This window comes from Paenibacillus cookii, assembly GCF_018333375.1.
Lineage (GTDB): Bacteria > Bacillota > Bacilli > Paenibacillales > Paenibacillaceae > Paenibacillus_AQ > Paenibacillus_AQ cookii.
On record NZ_BORW01000007.1, the window covers coordinates 33490 to 57404 of the forward strand.

The following is a 23915-nucleotide window of genomic DNA, read 5'->3' on the forward strand; positions in this document are numbered from 1 at the left end:
TTCTTGCCATGAGCTTTCCATGGACGTGCGGATGGTTCCTTCCTCCGAATGCATTTTCAGCAAAATATTGCACGCAAGGATGATGCAAAAATCCGGACGCTAAAATCTTTGCGGGCTTTCAGCTTCCCGGTTCAAAAACCGATCGTCAGCTCCAAGGCGCCGGCGTCCGGCGTCACGACGATTCCTCGTTCCGTGTTCGCCGCCGTGCCGCCTTTGACGCTCGCCACCCGGCTCACGCCCGGCAAAACGGCCTTCCAATTCGCGGCTCCGGATGCCTCGACGCAAACGGAAAGTTCGCCCCCGGCAAAAACCGCCTGGGCCTGCAGCGCAGGCTTCCCTTTCAGGTTCGGAACGGTTACCCGCATCTCCTTGCCTTCTTCCGGAGCAAAAATATGAAGCTCCACGCCGTCCGCAAAATCATAATCCGGTTTGTCGTCCACGGCCCCGACCGGAATGATGCTGCCCGGACGCACGTATAGCGGCAGGCTCATAAAACCGTGCTGCTCGGTGACCCACCGGCCGCCCTGCACCTTCTCTCCCGTCAGGAAGGACGTCCACGGCCCCGGCGGCAAATACAATTCAACCTGCCCGTCTTCGCTGAAGACCGGCGCGACCAACAGCGAATCGCCCAGCATGTACTGCCGGTCGAGCGTACGGCATCCCGGATCTTCCGGGAACTCGAGCACCATCGCCCGCATCAACGGCAGCCCCAGGACCGAAGCGTCCACGGCGGCGCCGAACAGGTACGGCATCAGGCGGCATTTGAGCTTCGTGAAGAAGCGCATCACCTCGACGGCTTCTTCCCCGAACAACCACGGCACGCGGTACGATTGGTTGCCGTGAAGGCGGCTGTGGCTCGACAGCAGTCCGAACGCCGCCCAGCGCATATAGACGTCCGCCGGCGCCGTGCTTTCGAAGCCGCCGATGTCGTGGCTCCAGAAACCGAAGCCGGACAGGCCCAGGGACAGGCCTCCGCGCAGGCTTTCCGCCATCGAATCGTAGTTGGCCGTGCAATCCCCGCCCCAGTGGACCGGGAACTGCTGGCCGCCGGCCGTCGCCGACCGGGCGAACAAAGCGGCTTCCCCTTTGCCGAGCATTTCCTCCAGCACCTCAAACACCGTCCGGTTATAGAGCTGGGTGTAATAGTTGTGCATCCGGTGCGGGTCGGAGCCGTCGAAATAAACCGCGTCGGTCGGAATCCGCTCGCCGAAGTCCGTCTTGAACGAATCCACGCCCATATCGATAAGCTCGCGCAGATAATCGCCGTACCAGCGGCAGGCTTCCGGATTGGTGAAATCGACGATCGCCATGCCCGGCTGCCAGCGGTCCCACTGCCATACGCCGCCGTCCCGTTTTTTCAGGAAGTAACCGCGACTCGCCCCTTCGTCGAACAATCGCGACTGCTCGCTGATATACGGGTTGATCCAGACGCAAATTTTCAGCCCTTTGGCTTTCAATCGTTCCAGCAATCCCTTCGGATCCGGGAATACGGCCTCGTCCCATTCGAAATCCGTCCAATGGAGCGGCTTCATCCAGAAGCAGTCGAAATGGAACACATGCAGCGGAAGGTCGCGTTCCTTCATGCCGTCGACAAAACGCATGACCGTCTGTTCGTCGTAATCGGTCGTAAAAGAAGTGGTCAGCCACAAGCCGAAGGTCCAGGCCGGAGGCAGCGCCGGCTTGCCGGTCAAAGCCGTGTAATTTTGCAGCACATGGCGCAGCGTTTTACCGCCGACGATCAAATACTCCAGCTTCTCCCCTTCGACGCTGAACTGCACCTTCGAAACCTTCTCCGAGCCCACCTCGAAAGAAACGAGGCCCGGATTGTTGACGAATACGCCGTATCCTTTGCTCGAGAGATAAAACGGAATGTTTTTGTAGGCCTGCTCCGTGCCCGTGCCGCCGTCGCGGTTCCAAATATCGAGCGATTGCCCGTTTTTGACGAACGGGGTGAACCGTTCCCCGAGTCCATAAATATGTTCGCCTACGCCCAAATCGAGTTGTTCGCGCATGAAGGTCTGGCCGTCCGAGCGCGTAATGTAGGCGAGCGCCTTCAGCCCGCTGCCGGTGATCCGCTTGCCGTCCTGGTAAAAGGACATCTCCCAGCCGCCGCTGCGGCGGATGCTCGCTTTGAGCCGCCCGCTTTGCAGCCAAAGCTCTTCGTCGCTTAATCCCGTTCGTACGGCATGCTCCTCCGTTTCATGAATCGGGAATTCGGGCTTCAGCGGAGCGCCGCCTTTATGATGATGAACGGACACGCGAATGACGTCCTCCATCGGGGAAGAAAGGCTCACCGTCAGCATGGGAACGTCGAGCATCGCCCATCGGGGCGTCAAATCCCGGGGCGAAGCGTATACGCTTATCGTTCTCTCGTTGGTTTTCGGATTGTAGGCCTGAACCGGGTTCATGATCTCGAAGCCGGGCAGAGTCAACCAATTGCCGTCGCTAAATTTCATCTGTTCAGCTCACCTCAGTTAACGGCGGGAAGCCCCGGCCTTGACCGGCCAAAACTTCCCGCCATTCTTTTTTTGCAGCCATTCACGGCTTCGCAAGCCGCCTTATTCGTTCCACAGCTTCACGCGTTGTTTCACGAGCTCCTCGCGCAGCGTTTCGGCTTTTTCGACGCCCGCCTTTTCGAGGTCCTTCATGTACGCGTCCCATACCTTGTCGAAATCGGCAGGTTTGGCCAAAATCGCTTCCGGAATCCGTTTCCACGTAATATCCTTCAGCTTGTTGTCCAACACGACGATTTCGCTGTCGCCCGGAATGGCGATATTCCATGCCGCGCCCCAAGGTCTGACTTTAAACTCTTCTTCTTTCGGGAACAGCTCTCTCCACGACTTGACATTGTAGGCGGCCAGCGTTTTCTTTTCGACTTCGTTGTATGAGTTCTGAATTTGCTCTGGGAAATTGGTCGTGTAATAGTTTCCGGACGGATCCTTCACGCCGTCGCCGTAATGAACGCCAAGCGTGTTATACAGGCCGATGCCGGTTTCCTTCGTGAAGTTGGTCGCATCGTTGACCTTTCGGTCGCTGATTTCCTTCGGAATGACGCGTTTGCCGTTTTCGACTTTGTAGTGTTTTCCTTCGATCCCCCAGTTCAGCAGAACTTGCCCTTCGTCGGAAGCGAGGTAATCGAGGAATTTGATCGCCCGGACCGGATCTTTGCAGTCTTTGCTGATGCCGATGCCGTAACCCGCCATGAAGCCTGTCGGCCAGAACGACGTTTCCTTGTATTCTTCGGTTAACGTAACCGGGTAGTGCCCGTAACCTTGGTCGAATTTGCCCGCCGCTTTCAGCGCCTTTTCGGCGTCACCGTAAGCCCAGTCCTGATCGATCAGGCCGATGACGCGCCCGGTCGCGATTTTTGCTTTGTATTGGTCGTATTTTTGAACGAAACTCTCCGGATCAAGCAGCCCGATATCGTTCATATGATTGAGCCAACGGAAGTATTCTTTTTCGGCGGGACGGCGGAAATGGTACGTGACCTTCTGCGTATCCACGTCGATCGCGTATTCCCCGTCGTCCGGCGAGCCCGTCGTGTAAAAGGCCGGATTCGTGACCGTGATGTACATGTACCAATCGTCGGCGTTTAACGTCAGGCCGATATTTTTGTTGCCGTTTTCGTCCGTCGGGTGTTTTTCGATATAATTTTTGATAACGTTCTCATAATCCTTGACCGTCCGGATCTCCGGATATCCCGCTTCAGCGACCGCGCGGTGCTGGAGTTCGAAGCCGCCTCCGGCCTGGAAGTACTCCTGGCCTACCCCCGCATAAGTCGGGATGGCGTAAATCGCGTGGTCTTCGTCGCTGTAGCGCGCGCGTTTTATCGAGTCCCCGAGCACCTTTTTAATGTTCGGCGCGTACTTGTCGATCAGATCGGTCAGATCCAGCATCGCGCCGGCGTCGACAAGTTTGCTGATATCGTTTTTCGCGCTGATGAGATCGGGATATTCGCCGCTGGAAGCGATCAGGGCCACCTTTTGCTGCGGATCGCCGACCGCGAATTCCGCGTCCAGCGTCACGCCTGTTTTTTCGGTGATCGCTTTCCCGATTTCGTCCTTCATCCCCGTCCAGTTCGGACTCGGGTCGGCGCTGAAGAGGGAAAACGTGATCGGCGAATTATCGTTGCCCGCCGCGGCTTCCTTGCCGGAGCCGTTCTCCTTGGACGCTGCGCCGTTGCCGCCGCTTCCCCCGCAGCCGGCCAGCAGGCCGACGAACAAGGCGGATACGAGCAGCAGGGCGGAAGCTTTTGTCTTTCTCTTTCTTTTGCTTTCCATACTGAAACACCCCTCCTGATGGATTCGAATGGATTTTCAAGCGAGAATCTATGCGTATAACAAGGGAGCCGGCAAGCGCCCCTGATCATACCGCTTCGGATAGCACCGGTCAGCTTTTGACCGCGCCGAGCGTCATGCCTTTGACGAAATACTTTTGCAGGAACGGATACACCAATAAAATCGGTACGGTGACGATGATGGTGATGGCCATTTTGATCGACTCCGGAGACACTTGGTTGACCGCGGTCGCCACCACGTTCGTCCGGTAATCCCCGCCGCTGCCCGCCGTCGTGCTCTGCAGCACCTTCATCAGCTCGTATTGGAGCGTCGTCAGCGATTCGTTGGATCCATTATACAGGTACGTATCGAACCAGGCGTTCCACTGCCCCACCGCCAGAAATAACGAGATCGTCGCCAAGGCCGGTTTGGTAAGCGGCAAAATGACCCGCCAGTAAATCGTAAAGTCGTTCGCTCCGTCAAGTTTGGCCGATTCCTGCAGCGCATACGGGATGCCGTCGATGAAGGAACGGATGACAAACACGTTAAAAGCGCTTACGACACCCGGCAAAATATAGACGGCAAACGTGTTCATCAGCCCCAGATCCTTCATCAGCATGTACGTCGGGATCAATCCCCCGGACACGTACATCGTCAACGCGAGAAACGTGGACACGAATTTGCGTCCCTGAAAATCCGCGCGGCTGATCGTAAAAGCAAGCATCGATGCGCTGAGCAGCCCGAGCACGGTCCCGAGCACGGTACGCAGCGCCGAAATTTTGAAGCCCGTAACCAACCCGCTGAACGTAAATATTTTAATGTAATTGTCCCAAGTAAACTTCCGGGGAAAAACGGTAATTCCGCCGCGCACGCTGTCGATGGAATCGTTCAGCGAGATGGCGAGCACGTTCAGGAACGGATAGACGGTGACCACGACGACAAACAGCACGATCACGTAAACCACCGTGTCAAAAATCCGGTCGGACCACGATTTGCCGCGCGCAAAAGCTGCATTCCCCACGACCCTCGTTCCCCCTTTCCAAAAATGTCGGCACGCCAGGCAGCCGTATGTATGGACAAATCGCCTGGTGCCCTATAACAAGCTTTCTTTGGTCGTGCGCTTAAAGATGCCGTTAATGGTAAACAAAAGCGCGACGCTGATGACCGAGTTGAAAATGTTGATCGCCGTGCCGAAGGAATAACGGCCCATGCCGAGCCCGTATTTCAGCGAGTACAGATCAAGCACCTGCGAATAATCCGTCACCAGGTTGTTGCCGAGCAGGAACTGCTTCTCGAAGCCGATGTTCAGCAAATTGCCGACGGACATAATGAGCAAAACGATGATCGTCGGCCGGATGCCCGGCAGCGTGATATGCCATATCTGGCGAAAACGGCTTGCCCCATCCACCCGGGCGGCTTCATACAGCTCAGGCCCGATGCCCGCGATGGCCGCCAGATAAATAATGGCATTCCAGCCGGTTTCCTTCCACACGTCCGACAACGTCACGATGCCCCAGAACAGATGGCCTTTGGCCATAAACTGGATCGGTTCATGTATGAGGCCGAGGCCCAGCAGCACGTCGTTGACCAGACCGTTATCGGTCGACAGCATTTTGGTGACGATCCCGGCGGCCACGACCCAAGACACGAAATGGGGCAGGTACGAAATCGTTTGGGCAAAACGTTTGAAGAAGCTGAGGCGAACCTCGTTCAGCAAAATGGCGAACAGGATCGGAAACACGAATCCGGCAATCAGGCCCATGGTGCTCATCGCCAGCGTATTGCGCAAGGACAGCAGAAACTGTTCGTCGTGGAAAAGCGCCTTGAAATGCTCGAAGCCCACCCATTCCTGCTCGAAAAAGCTTCGGGCCGGCTTATATTTCTGAAAGGCCATCGTCCATCCCCATAACGGGAGATAGCTGAACACGAACACCCAAATGACGAACGGGATCGACATCAGATATAAATACTTCTGGTTTCGGAACGTTTTCCAAAAACGTTTTCGGGATGCCGCCTTGCTTTCGGTCCTTTTCCCGCGATTCGGAGTGCCGTCTGGTATGTTGGCTGCCGCTCTCAATGAAAATGCCCTCCTCTCTATACCCCCATTTTAATTCTCTGTAAGCGATTGCAGTACCCGAAAAATTAGAGATAAAATCCTGTGAAAATTAGACATGCCGCCATATCCCTGCCTCCCCGCCCATTTTGCGGCAAGAAAAAACCCCTTACCGTCATTTTCCCTTGCGGTAAGAGGTTGGAGACACCCCGACATATTTGCGGAATTTCATATTAAAATAATCCGGATTCATGTAACCCACTTTTTCGGCGACCTCGTACACCTTCATGCCCTGGTCCAGGAAAGCCTTGGCTTTTTCGACGCGGACCTTATCCAAAAACGTGTTAAAATATTCGCCCGTCGTATTTTTGAACATTTTTCCGAGGTAAGCGCTGTTGTAATTAAACAGCTCCGCCAGCGTTTCGAGCTTCAAGTTCTCGTTGTAGCGCCGTTCGATCAGTTCGATCATTCTTTGGATTTCGTTCCCGCGGCTTTCGCTGCGCATCCGTTCGGAAATTTCCCGCAAATACGCGTGCGCCGAAGCCATCAGCTCGCCGATCCGGCCGCATGCATAAAACGCGCCGACCGGGACCCCGTGCTCCGTCCAAAAGGCGCGCATGTCCGGGTGGGACGACTCCAGCCGCGCCAGCACGCTCCCGGCTAGCCGGATCAGGTTCTCCTTCAGCTTCAGCTCATCCATCCCGTCCGCTGCCATGCGGCGGCAGATCGCTTCGACAAGCGGCTCCAGCTTGGCGGTATTTCCGGTTTCCAAAACAAGCAGCAGCCGGTGCTCGGCCTCGTCCGGATCGAAGTCCGGCAGCTCTTCGGCCTGAAAGCCGCTCCAGCCTGCCGCCGCTTCCTCCCGAATCAGCGTGTCCCCTTCGAAGTTGAACTTCAACGCCTCGATTGCCGCCGACAAGGATATATACGCTTCTTCCGGCCCCGCGGCCTTTCCTCCGGCCGCCGCGCTGAACGTCAGGCCCTCCGCGGATACCCGCTCCGCAATCATCCGATGCAGCTCCCGGTCATCCTCCCGGCTTGCCGGCGGTTTCGTAAGAAGGATTCCCAAATGCGGGGGAAGATGAAAACATAGGCCCGCTCCGCTTTGCCGGACGGCCTCCTCCAATGCCTGGCGGACACGGGAGTAAACCTCCTCCGTCACGGACGGCGCCGGTCCGAGCCGCAGCAAGACGACTTCGCACGGCCCTTCCGGGAGTTGAAGCGAAGCGGCCAGCCGTTTCAGCCGTTCGCCGCCGAGTTCGGATGGATCCGGCAGCAGCAGCTCCTTCAGCACCGCCTCCCTGCCGCGGGCCGGTTCCTCCCGGGTCCGCAGGCTGTACTGCCGCTCTTTTTCGATCGCCTCCCGGATCTGCCCGAGATAAGAAACCAATTCTTCCTCATCCACCGGTTTAAGCAGATATCCGTCGACGCGGTACGAAATCGCCCGCTTCGCGTATTCGAAATCGGCATAACCGCTCAAAATCAGCACATGGCTTTCCGCCCCCCGGCCCCGCAGCTCCGAAATGAGCTCCAATCCGTCCATGCCGGGCATCCGGATGTCCGCCAGAATCAGCTCCGGCTGATGGACCTCGTATTTTTCGAGCGCCTCCTGCCCGTTCGCCGCCGTATCCGCCACCTGATATCCATGTTCTTCCCAAGGAATCAGCATTCGCAGGCCTTCGCGGAGCTTCGGTTCGTCGTCGACGATCATCACTTTAAGCATCTATCATTCCCCCCTCGAGCGGAATGGCAAAGGAAATGGCCGTACCGCAGCCGGGCTTGCTTCGAATGGACAATCCGCAGGACTCCCCGTACGTCAGCTTCAACCTGACATGCACGTTTCGCAGCCCGATCCGCTCGCCTTCCCTTTCCTCCGCGTCTTCCAGCGTCTGCATGATTTTATCCATCCTCTCTTCCGGGATGCCGATGCCATTATCCGTAATCGTGAACATGGCCGCATTTCCTTCGCGCAAAATCGCGACTTTGACGGATGCCCCTTCCGCGTTGTTGTCGAGGCCATGCACGACGGCGTTTTCGACGAGAGGCTGGATAATGAGCGGAGGCATGTACAGCGCTTCCAATGCCGGATCGACGTGAAACTCGTAACGCAGCCGGTCCTCATACCGGAACCGCTGGATTTCCAGATAACAGCTGACCATCTCCAGCTCCTGCTTCAGCGGGATTTTGCTGTTGCCGGCCTCGAGGTTGTTGCGCATCATTTTGCCGAGCAGCCGTACGATTCTGGCAATTTCCGTCTGGCCTTTCATATGGGCCTCCATCCGGATCGATTCCAGCGCATTGAACAGAAAATGGGGATTAATTTGGCTTGCCAGCATTTTAAAGCGGATTTCGCTCTGTTTTTGCTCCAGCAGCCGGTTCCGTTCATTGGACTGCGTCACTTCTTCCATCAGGTCGTGAATGTTGCGCACCATGGAATTGAACTGCCTGGACAACAGTCCGATTTCATCCTTGCCGTCGATTTGCAGCGTCGTATCGAAATCCCCGAGCCCGACCCGGGTAATATGCCTGCTGAGCCGCAGCATCCGCCGGGAGAACAGGGAGGACACGCTGTAGATCAGCAGGAAGGCCAGAACGATGCTGATGACGATGACCGTCAGCGCGAGCCTGATGATTTTGTTCGGTTCCTTCACGATGCTGCCGATCGAAAACACGGAAATGATCCGGATCCCGTTTTCGCTGGAAGCCGGTTTGACCTCATCGATCAGCACTTTCGAAGGAATGCCGTTAAGCGTCGCCTCGAACGTGCCGCTGCGCTGCGTCAACATGTTCCGATCCAGCGACAGGTCGGTCAGCTTCTTGTTTTTCCAGTCGCCGCGGTTCGCCGCAACGATGTTGTCCTGATCGTCCACGATCATCGTGTCGAACGTTTCCTGGCTCAAAATCGAATTCAGCATGTTGGCATTGACGTTCAGCACCAGCACGCCGTATTTTTTCAGGCTTTCGAGCTCGATCGTCCGCACCAGGCTTAAATATTTTTTATGGTCGCGTTCATCCTCGATATACCGCCAGCTGACCAGGCTTTCATGATCAAGCGCATGCCGGTACCAGTCGCTGGCCTTAATATCGTCCGAGGCGTTGATGAGCTCCCAGTTGTTCAGCAGCGTGGCGTTGTCGGTATACAGCCTGATGTTCGAAATTTCTTTGTAGAGCCTTAAGTATTCCCGCATGTCGGGATAGTCCCTGTAGGCCTCGACCACGTCGTATACGCTTTCATAATGCCGGTTGGCCAGCTTTTTGAGCCTGGCGTCATTGGATAGCCGGTAAGAGATGTCCAGCGAGACGCGGATGACCTCCTCCGTTCTTTTTTTGATCCGGTCGACGTTCGTCGAAGCCTGCTCCATCGCGTTATTGAACGCCATTTGCCTCATTTCCGCCGTGAGGTATCCCCCGACCAGCAAAACGGGCAGCAGCGCCGCAAGCAGGAAAGACAGCAGCAGTTTATTCCGAATTTTGATGTCGTTTAATAACGTTACGAACCGGTGCCACATGTCTATTCCCCCACGGCTGTCTTTGCCGGACCCCATCCCGGCGGATGATAGTCCCTCTCTCTTTTAAACTTTATATCCTATTGGCGGTAGGCCGCAAGCCTTTCGTTCAATTCCCGGGTTTGGCCGTAGACGTCCCGGTATACCGAAAACAAACCGTCATACCGCTTCACCTGCTCGGGATTCGGGGAAAAGACTTCAGCCGGACGGATGAACTGTTTCGCGCACGCTTCAAGGGACGGAAACCATCCGCAGCCGTACGCGGCCAGCATCGCGGCGCCCATGGCAGGTCCCTGCTCGCTTTCCAGCTTCACGATGTCGGCATTAAAAATATCGGCCTGCATCTGCAGCCATGTTTCGTTTTGGGCCCCGCCGCCGATCGCGGTCACCTCGGCAATCTCTCTGCCGGACTCGCGGATGAGGTCGATCGACTCGCGCAGCGAAAACGTGATGCCTTCCAGGACGGCACGCGCAAAATGCTTCAGCGTATGGCCCGAATCCATCCCGATGAAGCTGCCGCGGATGTCCGCATCCGGATGGGGCGTGCGTTCCCCGGAAATATATGGCGTAAACAGCAGTCCGCCGCTTCCCGCCGGAACGTCTTCGATCCCCTCCAGCAGCTCGTCGAAGGAGGACTCTTTCGCAAACGTTTGTTTGAACCAGGAGAGGCTATGCCCCGCCGCCAAAGTAACGCCCATGACGTAAAAAGCGTCCTCTTCCCCGTGGTTGAAAAAATGCATTTTGCCTTGCGGATTCACGTCCTTGCGGCTTTCATAGGAAAGAACCACGCCCGACGTGCCGATGCTGCACATCGTTTTGCCTTCGCCCAAAATGCCGGCGCCGATCGCTCCGCACGCATTGTCCGCCCCGCCCGCAAACACTTTGGTCGCCGGCAGCAGCCCCGCAGCTTCCGCCACGTCCGGCAGCAGCGTGCCCGTCAGCTCGGAGGATTCCGCCAGCTTCGGACAAAGCGACAGGGGCAGATCAAACGCTTGTGCGATGTCCGCGCTCCATGTTTTGCCTGCCACGTCCAGCAGCAGCGTGCCGGCCGCGTCCGAATAATCCATCGCAAAGCCGCCCGTCAGGCGATATCTGACGTAATCCTTCGGCAGCAGGAAAAGCGACGCTCGGGACAGAATTTCCGGTTCATGTTCCTGCACCCACAATAATTTCGGAAGCGTAAAACCTTCCAAAGCCCGGTTGCGGGCGATGTCCAGCAGCCGGGTTCCAAGGGTCTGCTCGATCCGGCGGCATTGCGGCGTCGTCCGCGTGTCATTCCACAAGATGGCCGGACGAAGCGGCTTGCCTTCCGCATCCACCAGCACCAGTCCGTGCATCTGTCCCGAAAAACTGATGCCCTCCACGTCGGACGGCGCAACCTGCGATTTCTCCATCAATTTGCGCAGGCTCGCGATGGTGCGCTCCGCCCAGTCCTCGGGATTTTGCTCGCTCCAGCCCGGATTCGGGCGATGCAGCGGATAACTTTCCGCATGTTCGCAAACGACCCGGCCTTCCTCCGACACAAGCACGGATTTGACCGCGCTGGTTCCGATATCGATACCGATTACATACTTCATCAATAGCGCCTCCTTAAGGCTAAAGTCTTGTATGAAAAATAAAAAAAGAGGCTGCCGAAGAATGCTTCTTCAGGCAACCTCCGCCGCATGCATGATTGCTCGCGTACCGTTTATTCCGCCAAAATGTATTGATTCAGCAAGGACTTCAGCATTTCCTGGCGTCCGGACTCGTTTTTGCGTGGCTGCTCGTTGTTCAGCGCATATTCGGACAGGGATGCCAGCGTCGCTTTGCCGGAAACGATCTCGGCGCCGACGCCTTCTTTGAAGCTGCTGTAGCGTTTTTCGATGAAGTCGTCGAACACGCGGTCTTCGATCAGTTTGGCTGCTACTTTCAGCCCTTTGGCATACGTATCCATGCCCGCGATGTGGGCCAGGAACAGATCTTCCGGCTCAAAGGACGGACGGCGCACTTTCGCGTCGAAGTTGATGCCGCCTTTGCCGAGGCCGTCGTTCTTGAGCACTTCGTACAAGGTCAGCGTCGCGTCGTAGATGTTGACCGGGAATTCGTCGGTGTCCCAACCGAGCAGCATGTCGCCTTGGTTGGCGTCCAGCGAGCCGAGCATGCCGTTGATCCGCGCCACGCGCAGCTCATGCTCGAACGTATGGCCGGCCAGCGTCGCGTGGTTCGCTTCCAGGTTCAGTTTGAAATGTTTGTCGAGACCGTATTTTTGCAGGAACGCAATCGTGGTCGCCGCATCGAAATCATATTGGTGTTTCGTAGGTTCTTTCGGTTTCGGTTCGATCAGGAACTGGGCGTCGAAGCCGATTTCCTTCGCGTAATCCACCGCCATGGAGAACAGGCGGGCCATGTTGTCCATTTCCAGCTGCATGTCGGTGTTCAGCAGCGTTTCGTAACCTTCGCGGCCGCCCCAGAACACGTAGTTTTCGGCGCCGAGGCGTTTGCCGACCTCAAGGCCTTTTTTGATTTGGGCCGCAGCATACGCATATACGTCGGCATTGCAGGTCGAACCTGCGCCGTGCATGTAACGCGGATTCGTGAACATGTTCGCCGTGTTCCACAGCAGCTTTTTGCCGGACGATTTCATGCCTTGTTCGATCAAATCCACGATCGTGTCGATGTTGCTGAAAAACTCCTTCAAGCCGCTGCCTTCCGGCGCGATGTCGACGTCATGGAAGCAGAAGTACTGCAGGTTCATTTTATCCATGAATTCAAAGGCGGCTTCCACGCGGGCTTTCGCTTTGTCCATGCCGCTGAGGTGATCCCAGCCGCGGACGGCGGTTTCGCTGCCGAACGGGTCGGTTCCGCCCGCGGTCAACGTATGCCAATAAGCCATGGCGAAGCGCAGATGCTCTTCCATCGTTTTGCCGGCAACCTTTTCCTCCGGATTGTAATACTTGAACGCAAACGGGTTGGTCGAGCGGCTGCCCTCGTAATTGATTTTTCCGACGTTTTCAAAATATGCCATTGCGCATGTTCCTCCTTGGATACCGTATGATTTATTCTGCTATTTTTTATCGACGAAAGCCTTTACAACACCATCCTAACACAAAGTTTCGACTTTGTATATTGGTTAAACTAAGTTTTTTTATCCTATTGCAATTTGCCCAGGAAGACACTAGACTAGGGGGATACAGGCGTAAACGACTCCCCGTCTTGACAGGCGGAGATGCCGTTTTGCGGATGAAATGCAAGCCTGATTCTAGGTATGAATCGCATACATTGTTGTATTTCGAAACATCGAAAGGTTCCTTGAAGGATGTGTTTTTGACATGAACGTGACCGGCGACCAGGCGCTCGTCAAAAAAATAAACAAGTCGCTGATCCTGCATACGATCCGGAAGCATCCCGAGCTGTCGCGCGCGCGGATTTCGGAAATTACGGGACTGAACAAAGCGACCGTATCGAACTTGGTGGCCGAGCTGCAGCAGGAGCAGCTGGTGCTTGAAGCCGGGCCGGGCGAATCCAGCGGCGGACGCAAACCCCTCATTTTGCATTTTAACGCGATGGCCGGGTGCGTGATCGGCATGGAGCTGCGCGTGAAGCAGATGACCGCGGTCTTATGCGATTTGAACGGGAGCGTGCTGTCGGAGACGGAAGTCCCCCTTCGCCGGCACGATTTGGCCTATACGTTCGAACAAATGAAAACGATGATTGCCGGGCTGATTGACGAGGCTCCTCCGACCCACTACGGCATGGTCGGCATCGGCGTCGGCGTTCCCGGCATGGTCGACGAGGACGGCGTCGTCCTGTTTGCGCCCAACCTGGGATGGGAGATGGTCCATCTGCGCAGCATGCTTGAAGAGCATTTTGCCATTCCCGTCATCATCGACAACGAAGCCAACAGCGGAGCGCTCGGCGAGCTTCATTTCGGCCGGGGCCAGGATGTGCGGCATTTGCTGTATATCAGCGCCGGTTCGGGGATCGGTTCCGGAATCATCATCAGCGGGGAGCTGTACAAAGGTTCAAGAGGATATGCCGGCGAAACCGGGCATATGAGCATCGAAGCGGAAGGCATGCCCTGCAGCTGCGGCAGCCGCGGATGCTGGGAGCTGTACGCTTCGGAGAAGGCGTACGACCTGGCGGCGAGCGAGCTCCCCGCCTATCAGACCCGGGAGCTTGTCCGCCATGCCGCCGAAGGCGATGAAGCTGCGCGCAGCCAGTTCCGCGTCATGGGCAACTATTTGGGCATCGGCCTGACGAACCTGATCAACGGCTTCAACCCGGAGCTGATCGTGCTCGGCGGGGCGTTGTCCGAAGCCCGGGAATGGCTGGAGGAGCCGATGCAGCAGGTCGTGGCCAAACGGACGCTGCCCTACCACAAGCAGCAGCTCGAAATCGCTTTTTCCGCGCTGGGCAGCCGGGCGACGATGATCGGGGCGGGCTTTTCGGCGGCGATGCATTTTCTCGGCCATACGAGGGTGATGGTATAAAAAAAGCCGGCGGATTTAATATCCGTCGGCTTTTTGGCGTGGGTTCCCTTCCCCACAAACCTCCATATAACAAAAAAAAACGCCTTCGGCGTCGTCTTATGTTTTATGGAGCGGGTGATGGGAATACTCAACATCCCGATCGAAATAGCGAGCCTTCGGCTCGCACCCAGAGGTAGATGTTGACGCGCGTCCTGATCGGGTCATTCCCAAGAAGCCTGCACGGACGGTCGCACCCACGCGCGTGGGTTCTCTTCCCCACAACCGTTCCAAATAAAAAAACACCTATTGGTGTTTTGGTTTTTTCTGAATTTGGAGCGGGTGATGGGAATCGAACCCACGCTACCAGCTTGGAAGGCTGGAGTTCTACCATTGAACTACACCCGCGAAAATGAATATCGGGACGACACGATTCGAACATGCGACCCCCTGGTCCCAAACCAGGTGCTCTACCAAGCTGAGCTACGTCCCGCGGTTACTCACGTCTTCAGATATTGAAGACAAGAAATAATATACCATGAGTCCGCGGGATATGCAACTCTTTTTTTGTTCAAAACATGTTATGTATGTGCTAATGAAGCAAAAACGTCTTCTCGAAATCCGCCGGCGGCACCGGCTTGCTGAAGTAGTACCCCTGCCCTTCGTGGCAGCGCTGCTCTCTTAGGAAATGAAGCTGTTCCTCGTTCTCCACGCCTTCGGCCGTCACTTTCAGCTGCAAATGATGGGCCATGGAGGTAATGGTGGACACGATCGCCGCGTCGTTATGATCGCTCATCACCTCGTTGACAAAAGAACGGTCGATTTTCAGCCGGTCGATCGGCATGCTTTTTAAATAATGCAAGGAGCTGTAGCCCGTCCCGAAATCGTCGATGCTGATGAACACGCCGAGCTCCTTCAGCCTCCGCAGCTGTTCAAAAGCCGTCTCTTTATCAAAGGTCATGCTTTCCGTAATTTCCAGCTCGACGTATTTGGGTTCCAGGCCGATTTCCTGCAAAATCTGTCCGATCCGATCCGCCAGATGCGGCTGAAGGAATTGGCGCATGGACAGGTTGATCGACACGCAAATCGGCTTGTAGCCCGCATCCTGCCACGTTTTGTTTTGTTTGCAGGCGGTCCGGAGAACCCACTCGCCAAGTTGAACGATCAGGCCGCTTTCTTCGGCCAGCGGAATGAATTCCTGCGGCGAAACGTTGCCGCGTTTCGGATGCCTCCACCGCAGCAAAGCCTCCATGCCGACGATCTCGCAGTTTTCCAAGGAGACGAGCGGCTGGTACTCGAGGTAAAACTCGCGGCGTTCCAGCGCCTTGCGCAAATCGTTTTCAAGCTTCAATCTTTCCTTCGCCTTCCGCTGCATGGACGGCACGAAATGCCGTACATCGATCCCGTAATCCTTCGCGTGGTGCACCGCCGTGTCCGCGTTCTGAATCAGCTGCTCCGCCGTATCCCCGTCCTCCGGATATAAGGCCAATCCCGCGCATAACGTAATATGATAATCGCCGTCATCGATCGTCAGCGGCTCCTCAAACAGCTGCATCAAACCTCGGATTCGCTTGATTGCGGATTCCACGTCGCCAAGCTCCGGCATGATCAACGCAAACTCGTCTCCGCCCATGCTGAATACCTCCTCCTTCGGAAGGGTATTCCGCTTCAAACGGTCGCCCACCTGCTGCAGCAGCCGGTCACCCGCCTGGTGCCCCAGCGAATCGTTGATGTTTTTGAAACGGTTAATGTTAAACACGACGACTCCGGTCGTACCGTTGTCCCTGGCCTTCATCACCTTGTCCAGACGTTCGGTTAACCTCCGCTTGTTCGGGAGCCCCGTCAGATCGTCATGAAAAGCCAAATAATTCATTTTGGCTTCCATTCGCTGCTGTTCGCGGAAAGGGTCTTCGATCGTCAGCCGGTATACGCCTTTTAGCATCAGGTAATAAGACACCGCGCCCCCCAAGCTTCCCAGCAAATAATTGATTTCGTACATGCTGCCTGCGGACAAAATCATCCCTTGGCCGATCGCGGTGTAAATCAGCGCCCGGATGATGATCAGCAGCGAAGGGGCCCGCTCTTTTCTGCCTCGGTAAACGATTGAAGCGATGCCGCCCAGCGCCGTCAGCGCGGTAAAAAACACGGCGTACTTGACCGCCGGGCCCATTCCCCCGTCGACGAGCAGCGGCGGCAGCATGCGGCCCCACGCGATGAACGCCGCCGCCGCGGCGGCCGTAGCGACCATGGTGACGGTAAGCACGAAGCTTTTATGAGCGACGTTGACCATAAAATCTTTTAACGAATAAATGCAAAATATGCCTGCCGTGAGCAGCAGCCTGGAAATCAAAGACAACCAAAGGGCGTCGTTGTCGTTCATGGCGGAGCCGATCAGCGGCATGCCCATCAGGCTCAGCATTTGCAGCAGGTCCAGCACGGCCACGCATAAGAATAAAGCCGCCGTATACAGCCGGTACCGCGACAATTTATGGGAGAACAAAAGCCATCCCTGCGAAAAGATGGCAAAGCTTGCGGCTGTGCAGCAGCTGCCCAGCAAAATATATGCCGTTTGAAATACGCGGGGATCCAATCCCGGCAGCGGATACAACGATTCCGCAAGCAGGACGGCGGCAAACATCAATATTCCCCACAGGGCCGTTTTCACCGTTCTTATTTCCTCAACTCTTCTTGGACGCATAAAGCCATCTGACCCCCGGGTAATAAAGATATGAAGATGGATTCGTGTTAAATAATTCCACGTATCTGACCTTATTCCTGCTGATACCAGATAATATTTTACGCGCTTTGGCAATCTTCGACAGAAAATGCGGTCTTCGGTCTGAATCTTTTTTGCGTTTTATCCGTAATATGAATTATAACGATGAAGGAGTGAATGCGAAATGATCATTACGACTACGGAAAATATACATAACCATGAAGTCATCGAAGTGCTTGGAACGACGTTTGGCGTGGTGGTGCGGGCGCGGGGAATCGGCGGCGATATTATGGCTTCCCTGAAAGGGCTAGTCGGCGGCGAAGTCAAGCAATATACGCAAATGATTGAAGACGCGCGCCGTCAGGCGATCGACCGGCTGGTGCAAAATGCCCATGCCATGGGCGGCAACGCCATTATCATGATGCGTTTCGACAGCGGTGACATCGGCAACAACATGAGCGAAATCGTCGCCTACGGCACCGTCGTAAAAACTAGGCCGATCGGTTAGCCGGGATCCACATGGGTGCGATCGTGGCCGTCGTCATGATTTACGGATTGCAAATCGTCGTCTTTCTTGTCCTGCTTTGGCTCAGTTGGCGCTTCTTCGACCGCCGTTACCGCAGAAAAAACGAACAGTCCAGCCGGAGCGACCTTCTCAGCGGCAAATTTACGCCGACCTCCGAAATATTCGTGGACCCGCGGGACGGAATCAAATATCAGGTGTATTACAATCACGAAACGGGCGAACGGGAATACGTTCCGATCAGATAGCCCGCCCTAAGCGAAAACTCTCGTTCCTCAATCAAAAAAGCTTGGCCGCAGCGGATGCGGTCAAGCTTTTTATCGTATTCCGGCTTTATTTGCTATCAAAATTGACTTCGGGCGTCGTCAACTTATCGTAGAACTCCACGTATTTGTCCTTGTCTTTCGAAGCGCGCTGCGCCATGGCCGATCGCGGATGCTCGTCGAGCGTGCCCGTGATCATGTACGGAATCAGATAGCCCCACTCCTCTTTTTCGCGCAGAGGGATCATGTAGCGTTCGATAATATCCAGGACCGGACGAAGATTATAATGCGTGTTTTTCAAATGCGTCACGAGCAGCTCCGTCGGGCAGTTGCCCGCCGCGCGTCCCATGCCGTACACGGATGCATCAAGCAGTTCAACGCCCAGCTCGGCGGCAATCAGCGTATTGGAGAACGCCAGCTGCATGTTGTTGTGCGTGTGCACGCCGAGACGTTTGTTCGGCAGGTTCGTTTTGAACTTTTCCACCAAATATTTGACGTCCTTATGATCCAGGCTGCCGTAGGAATCGACGATGTACACCACGTCCACCGCGCTGTCCTTGATCATCTCAAAAGCTTCGGCCAGCTCGTTTTCCATGACGTTGGACAATGCCATGATATTTAACGTCGTTTCGTATCCGCGGTCATGGAAAGTTTGGATGAGATCGAGCGCTTTATCCACGTCCTTGATGTAGCAGGCGACGCGGATCAGGTCGAGCATGCTTTCGGAGCGCGGAAGAATGTCGTCCACGTCCACCCGCCCGATATCCACCAGCGCGGATAATTTCGTTTTTCCTTTTTGGGGAATGACCTCGCGCAGGAAATCATCGTTCAAAAAACGCCATGGGCCCGCCTGATCGGCGCCCTTCAGCAGTTTGGGGGAGTTTTTATAGCCGATTTCCATATAATCAACGCCCGCCTCATTCAGCCCGGCGTACAGATTTTGCACAAATTCAACGCTAAAATCCCAATTATTCACCAGTCCACCGTCACGAATCGTACAATCCACAATTTTGCAAGGGTTCGTCTTCAACCAAAACTTCTCCTTCCGGCGTAAAATTTATTATTTCATCATACTTGAACGGCAGCCGAAAAGTAAAGATGAATATGACATTTTCTCATTAAAGCGTGGACGCTTTTACGCAAAATACCAAAAATACGGGCTACTCACCTGCAATCCGTTGCGAATCGCAATAAAAAAGCAGCCGCGGAAGCCGTGCGGACGACTCCGAAAGCTGCTTTTGCCTTCATGGTTATTTTTCTTTGGCCTCCTGCGCCAATATCCATTCGGTCATGCTACGAACCATCGCCCCCGTCGCCCCTTTCGGGTTCACGCCCCGCTCTTTGGCGAGAAAAGCCGTTCCGGCGATGTCCAAATGGATCCAAGGCAGCCCCTCGGCAAAAGTCCCGACGAACAGTCCGGCCGTAATCGCCGCGCCCCTGGAGCCCGTGCTGTTTTTGATGTCGGCCACGTCGCTTTTCAGCATATCCCAAAATTCCTTGTACGCAGGCAGCGGCCATACCTTTTCTCCGGCACGTTTGGAAGCGAGGATGAACTCCTCGAGCATCGTGTCGTCATTGGCGACGGCTCCGGTCGCCACGTCCCCCAAAGCGGTCAACACGGCCCCCGTGAGCGTGGCGACATCGATGAGTTTCGAAGCCCCCAACTCCCGTGCGTAAGCCATCCCGTCCGCCAGCACGACGCGGCCTTCCGCATCGGTGTTTAAAACTTCGATCGTCCGGCCGCTGTAGCTCCGGATGACGTCCCCCGGTTTAAAGGCGCCTCCGCCCGGCATATTTTCGGCTGCGGGAATCACCATCACGACGTTGACCGCGGGCCTTAACGTCCCGAGCGCGTTCATGACGCCCAGAACCGCGGCAGCCCCGCCCATATCGCTGATCATTTCCTCCATCCCGGCCCGCCTTTTCAGCGAAATGCCGCCGGTATCAAACGTGATGCCTTTGCCCACCAGCCCGATCACGTCGTCCCATTTGTCCCTGCCCTGGTACCTGATCATAATGAGCCGCGGCGGATGCACGCTGCCCTGCCCGACGGCAAGCAGTCCGCCCATCCCCAGCTCCGCCAGCTGCCGTTCGTCCAGGACGGAAGACTCGAAGCCGTGTTTGGCGGCAACGTTTAACGCGGCTTCAGCCAACCCCTCCGGCACGAGCATATTCCCGGGCAGATTGGTCAAATCCCTGGCGAGGCAAGTCGATTCGGCATAAGCCACCCCCCGCCGGATGCCTTGCTCCCATTCCGCCTTTTCAGCCGCCGAAACCGATCCTTTGCGCAAAAATAAAAGCTGCTCGATTCCGGTATAATCGGAGGCGTTTTGCTTATATTGCCGCTGGCGATACGCTCCGAGAATCATCCCCTCGGTCAGCGCCTGAGCCGCGGCCGCGGCGTTTTGCTCCGCCGTAAAAGCGACCAGAGGCGCGCTCAACTCCCAGGCCAGCGTTTTGACCCTCATTTTTAATGCCGCCTTTGCCGCTTGGGCCGCCGCCACCCTTAACTCCTCCGACGTCAGCGGCCGCTCGCCGGCTCCGACGAAAATGACCGTCCGGGATTCTCCCCGGCCCTGCAGCGGCACGGCATAGGTCTGAAAGGGCGCTCCCTGGAACAAATGCCGTTCCATCAGCGGCAGCAGCAGCGAGTTCCATGCCTGACGCATGCTGCCGTCCTGGGCGCCTTGCGGCGAAACCAATACGATAAACGCGTCCACATCCGCCCTTGCCGCATCCGTCTCCCCGATCCACTCAATCGAAACCTGCATGGTTTCGGAACAGGAATATCCATCCATCTGTCATCTTCCTTTGTCATGAAGTTTTCGGACGATAATCATATATATTATTCCACGTTTGTCCAAAGCAACTCGGAAGACGGGCCGTTTTCCAATCATGGCGGGAATCCATCGCGGTTTACAAAAACGGTCCCATGCGGATACAATGATTCCACACCTGTATACAAATGATTTCCAAGTTGGTTTTATTATTTTTCATGCAAACAAATGGAGGCAAGTTTATGGAACTACGGATGCGGCACTCATGGCAATTGGACGAATCCGAAGCCGCTGCGCTGCAGCGGGATCTGGCGCAAAAAGTGATTCAGGAAGACTCTTTTTCATCGGTTGAATATGTCGCCGGGGTGGACGTCGCCTACAGCAAGCATAGCGGCAATCTTGTCGCGGCCGTGGTGATTTTGGATGCAGGCTCGCTCGAGCTCGTCGAATCGGCCACCGTCGAGGACACCGCCGCTTTTCCTTATATCCCGGGCTTGTTTTCATTTCGGGAGCTTCCCCCGGTCATCAAAGCGTTTGAGAAAATAAAGATGACGCCCCAGCTGGTCGTCTGCGATGGCCAGGGCGTCGCCCATCCGAGACGGTTTGGATTAGCCAGCCATTTGGGCGTCCTTTTGGAACTCCCTACGATCGGATGCGGCAAAACGAGGCTTATTGGCGAGTATGCGGAACCGGATTTGAAACGGGGATCCTATTCTTCCTTAGTGGATCATGGCGAGGAAATCGGAAGCGTGCTGAGAACCCAGGAAGGGGTTAAACCTATTTTCGTGTCCGTCGGGCATCGCATATCGCTCGCATCCGCCCGCGAGTGGATTTTAAAGCTTTCTCCCCGCTACCGTTTGCCGGAAACGACCCGCCGGGCGGATCACCTGGTTAAGACGGTTTTGGGAAGAGATTAAAATCTGAATTCTTCATATAAAGGGAATTGCATCGGTTCCCCAAAGGATGATAAGTTTGATGTGTGGAAAGGAGAGATGGACATGAGCCCGTCGCTGCAATCACCAAAAGGCCAGCTGCTGATCCAGGAAATCGAAAATACCGTCGTGCCTTACGGCATGGTCGCGGTTTGGCCGCTTGGACAAGCCAGTTTTATCCTCAAAGGCGGAACAACCGTCATTTATATCGATCCGTATGTCACCCATAACCCGGACCGCATTTATCCGGCTCCGATCGACCCGGAACATATTACGAATGCCGACTACTGCCTGATTACGCATGAGCACATGGATCATTTGGATCTGGACGCGATTGCCGCCATGGTGCGAACCGGCAGGGACACCTTTTTTATGGCTCCGGCATGCTGCTGGGAGGACATGAAAAAGCAAGGCGTGCCTCGCGAGCGCTTCCTCATCGCGGATACCGAAAAAGAATTCGGCGATGAAACGATCATCCAGCCGATCCCGGCTGCGCACGAAGAACTGGAAACGGACGAGCAAGGTTATCACCGTTACGTCGGTTACCTCATCAAGCTGAATGGCGTTACGGTCTACCATGCCGGGGATACGGTGGTCTACGAAGGCCTGGCGGACCGGCTGCGCAAGGAATCCATCGACCTCGGGCTGCTGCCGATCAATGGCCGGGACACATTCCGGAACAGCCGCGGCATTGTTGGCAACATGGACTACCGTGAAGCAGCCGAGCTGGCGAAAACGGCCGGCATCGGGATGACGATCCCCATGCATTACGACATTTTTGCAGGGAATGCGGAGCGTCCGGGATATTTCGTGGATTATGTATACGACCATTTTCCCGAGATGCGCATCCACGTGATCGCCCGGGGCGAGAGGTTTATCCATGTTACGGAGGCGGCCCTCCAAGCCTTGAAATAGCATCGAACCGCTTTAAGTCAAGCTGCTCCCGTCTTCTTAGGAAGGCGGGCCTTATTCTTATTTTCCGTGCAGCAGCCGGCCGGCAGAATTACATGTTCGCCCGAAAAAAAGCCCGCTCCCTCAACCGTCTTGCGTGAAGGACCAGGCTTATTTTGGCATACCGGTTATACCACTTCCACGATCGGCAGCGAAATGACGAATTCCGTGCCTTGGCCGACGGTGCTGTTGACGGCGATATAACCTTTATGGTTTTTGATGATCCGGTAACTGACGGACAAGCCGAGGCCCGTCCCGCTTTCCTTGGTCGTAAAAAATGGATCGAAAAGATGGGAAAGCGTGTTATGGTCCATCCCCTTGCCGTTATCGGATATGCAAATATGTACGTTCTTATTGTCCCGGTTCGTTTGGATTTCAATAAGCCCTCCGTTTTCGCCGCTTAAATGTTCGATGGCGTCCATCGCATTTTTGACGATGTTCAAAATCACCTGTTTAATCTGCTTGACGTCTACCGAGATGTGCAGAGGCTGCTTGTCCTCGTGCAGGATGACCTGACAGCCTTTCATCAGCGCTTCGCTTTCGGTCAGCAGCACGACCTCCTTCAGGAGCGAGGAGACCGGAATAACGGTGGTTTGCGGAGCAGACGGCTTGGATGAATTCAGGAACTCGTATATGATATCATTGGCCCGATCGATTTCGGTCAAAATAATGCGGGCGTATTCGTCTTTACCCAGTTTAATGAGATGGGGACGCAAAAGCTGAATGAAACCGCGAATGGCAGTCAGCGGATTCCGGATTTCATGGGCAATGGAGGCGGAAATTTTGCCCAGCATGGCCAATTTGTCGTTGCGGTAGGCGGTCTGCTCGATCTGTTTGAAATCCGATACGTCCTTGACGCTGAACAAGTAGTCGCCGTCCATTTGGTCGCCGTCGGTTACCGTAAGCAGCCACTGCCGCCCGGACTCGTCCGTTAACTCGTGGTATTTTTTGCGATGAATCAGGGTTTCGCGATAAATCCGCAAAATTTTCTTTTTCTTGTAGCGGCTCAGCTGCGGATGGCGCAAAATCTGTACGATCGTGCACCCCGTTAATGATTTGCGGGAAACTTCGAGCAGTCTTGCCATTTGGACATTGATAAACGTCAGTACACCCTCGCTGTCAAACAGCATGACGCCGCTGTCGAGATGCTCCAGAATGTTTTCATACTTGTTTTTTACCAGCTGCGTAGATTGAAAAGCCTCAAGGGACTGTAACAGCGTCTCTTGGATATCGCCCAACACGATACTCCCCCTTTCAGAAATGAAGGATGGCCTCCCCCATTTCCTATTCTTCACCTACACGACAAACAAAAAGAAAACGTCGATCGACGTGACTTTCTTAGATGACGGTCCACATTATCAATGTTTCTCCTTGCGATTACAGAAATCCTTCAGCTTCTCAGTAAACTTGGTAAATTCTACAATCTAAAATGATAGTTTTATCATAGACAAGGTAAGCCGAAAACTCAATCG

Annotated in this window: 17 protein-coding genes and 2 tRNA genes; 5 read left to right on the forward strand and 14 right to left on the reverse strand. The window is 55.2% G+C overall.

Annotated features, from left to right (window positions below):
- Window positions 1-131: 131 nt before the first annotated feature.
- The 8 genes from yicI to xylA form a co-directional block, all read right to left on the reverse strand.
- Window positions 132-2456 carry an alpha-xylosidase gene (gene yicI, locus KI367_RS09015; RefSeq protein WP_212949096.1) on the reverse strand — a complete coding sequence of 775 codons (2325 nt, stop codon included), beginning with the start codon at window positions 2454-2456 and terminating at the stop codon, window positions 132-134.
- Between the two features lie 102 nt (window positions 2457-2558).
- On the reverse strand, window positions 2559-4280 hold the full coding sequence (locus KI367_RS09020; protein WP_212949097.1) for an ABC transporter substrate-binding protein: 1722 nt from the start codon (window positions 4278-4280) through the stop codon (window positions 2559-2561).
- 109 nt (window positions 4281-4389) lie between these two features.
- Window positions 4390-5298 (reverse strand): carbohydrate ABC transporter permease, encoded by a 909-nt coding sequence (locus KI367_RS09025; protein ID WP_212949099.1) that lies wholly within the window; start codon window positions 5296-5298, stop codon window positions 4390-4392.
- A gap of 72 nt (window positions 5299-5370) precedes the next feature.
- Window positions 5371-6354 (reverse strand): ABC transporter permease, encoded by a 984-nt coding sequence (locus KI367_RS09030; RefSeq protein ID WP_373316218.1) that lies wholly within the window; start codon window positions 6352-6354, stop codon window positions 5371-5373.
- A 151-nt stretch (window positions 6355-6505) separates the two neighbouring features.
- Window positions 6506-8053 (reverse strand): response regulator transcription factor, encoded by a 1548-nt coding sequence (locus tag KI367_RS09035; protein ID WP_212949101.1) that lies wholly within the window; start codon window positions 8051-8053, stop codon window positions 6506-6508.
- A complete protein-coding gene (locus tag KI367_RS09040; RefSeq protein ID WP_212949104.1) occupies window positions 8046-9839 on the reverse strand; it encodes a cache domain-containing sensor histidine kinase in 1794 nt (597 codons plus the stop codon). Before KI367_RS09040 ends, KI367_RS09035 begins: the two co-directional genes overlap by 8 nt.
- Window positions 9840-9916: 77 nt before the next feature.
- Window positions 9917-11413 carry a xylulokinase gene (xylB, locus tag KI367_RS09045; RefSeq protein WP_212949105.1) on the reverse strand — a complete coding sequence of 499 codons (1497 nt, stop codon included), beginning with the start codon at window positions 11411-11413 and terminating at the stop codon, window positions 9917-9919.
- Window positions 11414-11523: 110 nt separating this feature from the next.
- On the reverse strand, window positions 11524-12840 hold the full coding sequence (gene xylA / locus KI367_RS09050) for a xylose isomerase (protein ID WP_212949107.1): 1317 nt from the start codon (window positions 12838-12840) through the stop codon (window positions 11524-11526).
- Window positions 12841-13144: 304 nt separating this feature from the next.
- On the opposite strand from xylA, the gene KI367_RS09055 reads away from it, so the two are divergent.
- A complete protein-coding gene (locus KI367_RS09055) occupies window positions 13145-14305 on the forward strand; it encodes an ROK family transcriptional regulator (RefSeq protein ID WP_212949109.1) in 1161 nt (386 codons plus the stop codon).
- Window positions 14306-14615: 310 nt separating this feature from the next.
- Here the strand turns inward: KI367_RS09055 and KI367_RS09060 are convergent.
- From KI367_RS09060 to KI367_RS09070, 3 genes are all read right to left on the reverse strand, one after another.
- Window positions 14616-14689: transfer RNA gene (locus KI367_RS09060), tRNA-Gly, on the reverse strand.
- Between the two features lie 11 nt (window positions 14690-14700).
- Window positions 14701-14774, reverse strand: a tRNA-Pro gene (locus tag KI367_RS09065).
- Window positions 14775-14873: 99 nt separating this feature from the next.
- Window positions 14874-16946: a putative bifunctional diguanylate cyclase/phosphodiesterase gene (locus KI367_RS09070; protein ID WP_246536801.1), complete on the reverse strand. Its 2073-nt coding sequence runs from the start codon at window positions 16944-16946 to the stop codon at window positions 14874-14876.
- 235 nt (window positions 16947-17181) lie between these two features.
- On the opposite strand from KI367_RS09070, the gene KI367_RS09075 reads away from it, so the two are divergent.
- Both KI367_RS09075 and KI367_RS09080 read left to right on the forward strand, forming a co-directional pair.
- Window positions 17182-17505 (forward strand): YbjQ family protein, encoded by a 324-nt coding sequence (locus KI367_RS09075; RefSeq protein ID WP_036708518.1) that lies wholly within the window; start codon window positions 17182-17184, stop codon window positions 17503-17505.
- Between the two features lie 11 nt (window positions 17506-17516).
- Window positions 17517-17768 (forward strand): hypothetical protein, encoded by a 252-nt coding sequence (locus KI367_RS09080; protein ID WP_036708513.1) that lies wholly within the window; start codon window positions 17517-17519, stop codon window positions 17766-17768.
- 85 nt (window positions 17769-17853) lie between these two features.
- On the opposite strand, the gene KI367_RS09085 is transcribed toward KI367_RS09080, so the two are convergent.
- Together KI367_RS09085 and KI367_RS09090 are read right to left on the reverse strand one after the other, a co-directional pair.
- On the reverse strand, window positions 17854-18813 hold the full coding sequence (locus KI367_RS09085) for an aldolase catalytic domain-containing protein (RefSeq protein WP_036708511.1): 960 nt from the start codon (window positions 18811-18813) through the stop codon (window positions 17854-17856).
- Window positions 18814-19033: 220 nt separating this feature from the next.
- Window positions 19034-20581, reverse strand: a complete 1548-nt coding sequence (locus KI367_RS09090) for a leucyl aminopeptidase (protein WP_246536804.1) — start codon at window positions 20579-20581, stop codon at window positions 19034-19036.
- Between the two features lie 221 nt (window positions 20582-20802).
- Here KI367_RS09090 and nfi point away from each other — a divergent pair, with 221 nt between their 5' ends.
- A complete protein-coding gene (gene nfi / locus KI367_RS09095) occupies window positions 20803-21477 on the forward strand; it encodes a deoxyribonuclease V (protein WP_212949111.1) in 675 nt (224 codons plus the stop codon).
- A gap of 81 nt (window positions 21478-21558) precedes the next feature.
- Window positions 21559-22407: an MBL fold metallo-hydrolase gene (locus KI367_RS09100; RefSeq protein WP_212949113.1), complete on the forward strand. Its 849-nt coding sequence runs from the start codon at window positions 21559-21561 to the stop codon at window positions 22405-22407.
- Window positions 22408-22571: 164 nt separating this feature from the next.
- Here KI367_RS09100 and KI367_RS09105 read toward each other — a convergent pair whose 3' ends face one another.
- Window positions 22572-23684: an ATP-binding protein gene (locus KI367_RS09105; protein WP_036708508.1), complete on the reverse strand. Its 1113-nt coding sequence runs from the start codon at window positions 23682-23684 to the stop codon at window positions 22572-22574.
- Window positions 23685-23915 lie beyond the last annotated feature (231 nt).

Excerpts from the sequence above, each read along its gene's own strand:
- yicI (WP_212949096.1), bottom strand. The coding sequence starts at position 2,456 with ATGAAATTTAGCGACGGCAATTGGTTGACTCTGCCCGGCTTCGAGATC.
- KI367_RS09020 (WP_212949097.1), bottom strand. The coding sequence starts at position 4,280 with ATGGAAAGCAAAAGAAAGAGAAAGACAAAAGCTTCCGCCCTGCTGCTC.
- KI367_RS09035 (WP_212949101.1), bottom strand. The coding sequence starts at position 8,053 with ATGCTTAAAGTGATGATCGTCGACGACGAACCGAAGCTCCGCGAAGGC.
- KI367_RS09040 (WP_212949104.1), bottom strand. The coding sequence starts at position 9,839 with ATGTGGCACCGGTTCGTAACGTTATTAAACGACATCAAAATTCGGAAT.
- xylB (WP_212949105.1), bottom strand. The coding sequence starts at position 11,413 with ATGAAGTATGTAATCGGTATCGATATCGGAACCAGCGCGGTCAAATCC.
- xylA (WP_212949107.1), bottom strand. The coding sequence starts at position 12,840 with ATGGCATATTTTGAAAACGTCGGAAAAATCAATTACGAGGGCAGCCGC.
- KI367_RS09055 (WP_212949109.1), top strand. The coding sequence starts at position 13,145 with ATGAACGTGACCGGCGACCAGGCGCTCGTCAAAAAAATAAACAAGTCG.
- KI367_RS09075 (WP_036708518.1), top strand. The coding sequence starts at position 17,182 with ATGATCATTACGACTACGGAAAATATACATAACCATGAAGTCATCGAA.
- KI367_RS09080 (WP_036708513.1), top strand. The coding sequence starts at position 17,517 with ATGGGTGCGATCGTGGCCGTCGTCATGATTTACGGATTGCAAATCGTC.
- KI367_RS09090 (WP_246536804.1), bottom strand. The coding sequence starts at position 20,581 with ATGGATGGATATTCCTGTTCCGAAACCATGCAGGTTTCGATTGAGTGG.
- nfi (WP_212949111.1), top strand. The coding sequence starts at position 20,803 with ATGGAACTACGGATGCGGCACTCATGGCAATTGGACGAATCCGAAGCC.
- KI367_RS09100 (WP_212949113.1), top strand. The coding sequence starts at position 21,559 with ATGAGCCCGTCGCTGCAATCACCAAAAGGCCAGCTGCTGATCCAGGAA.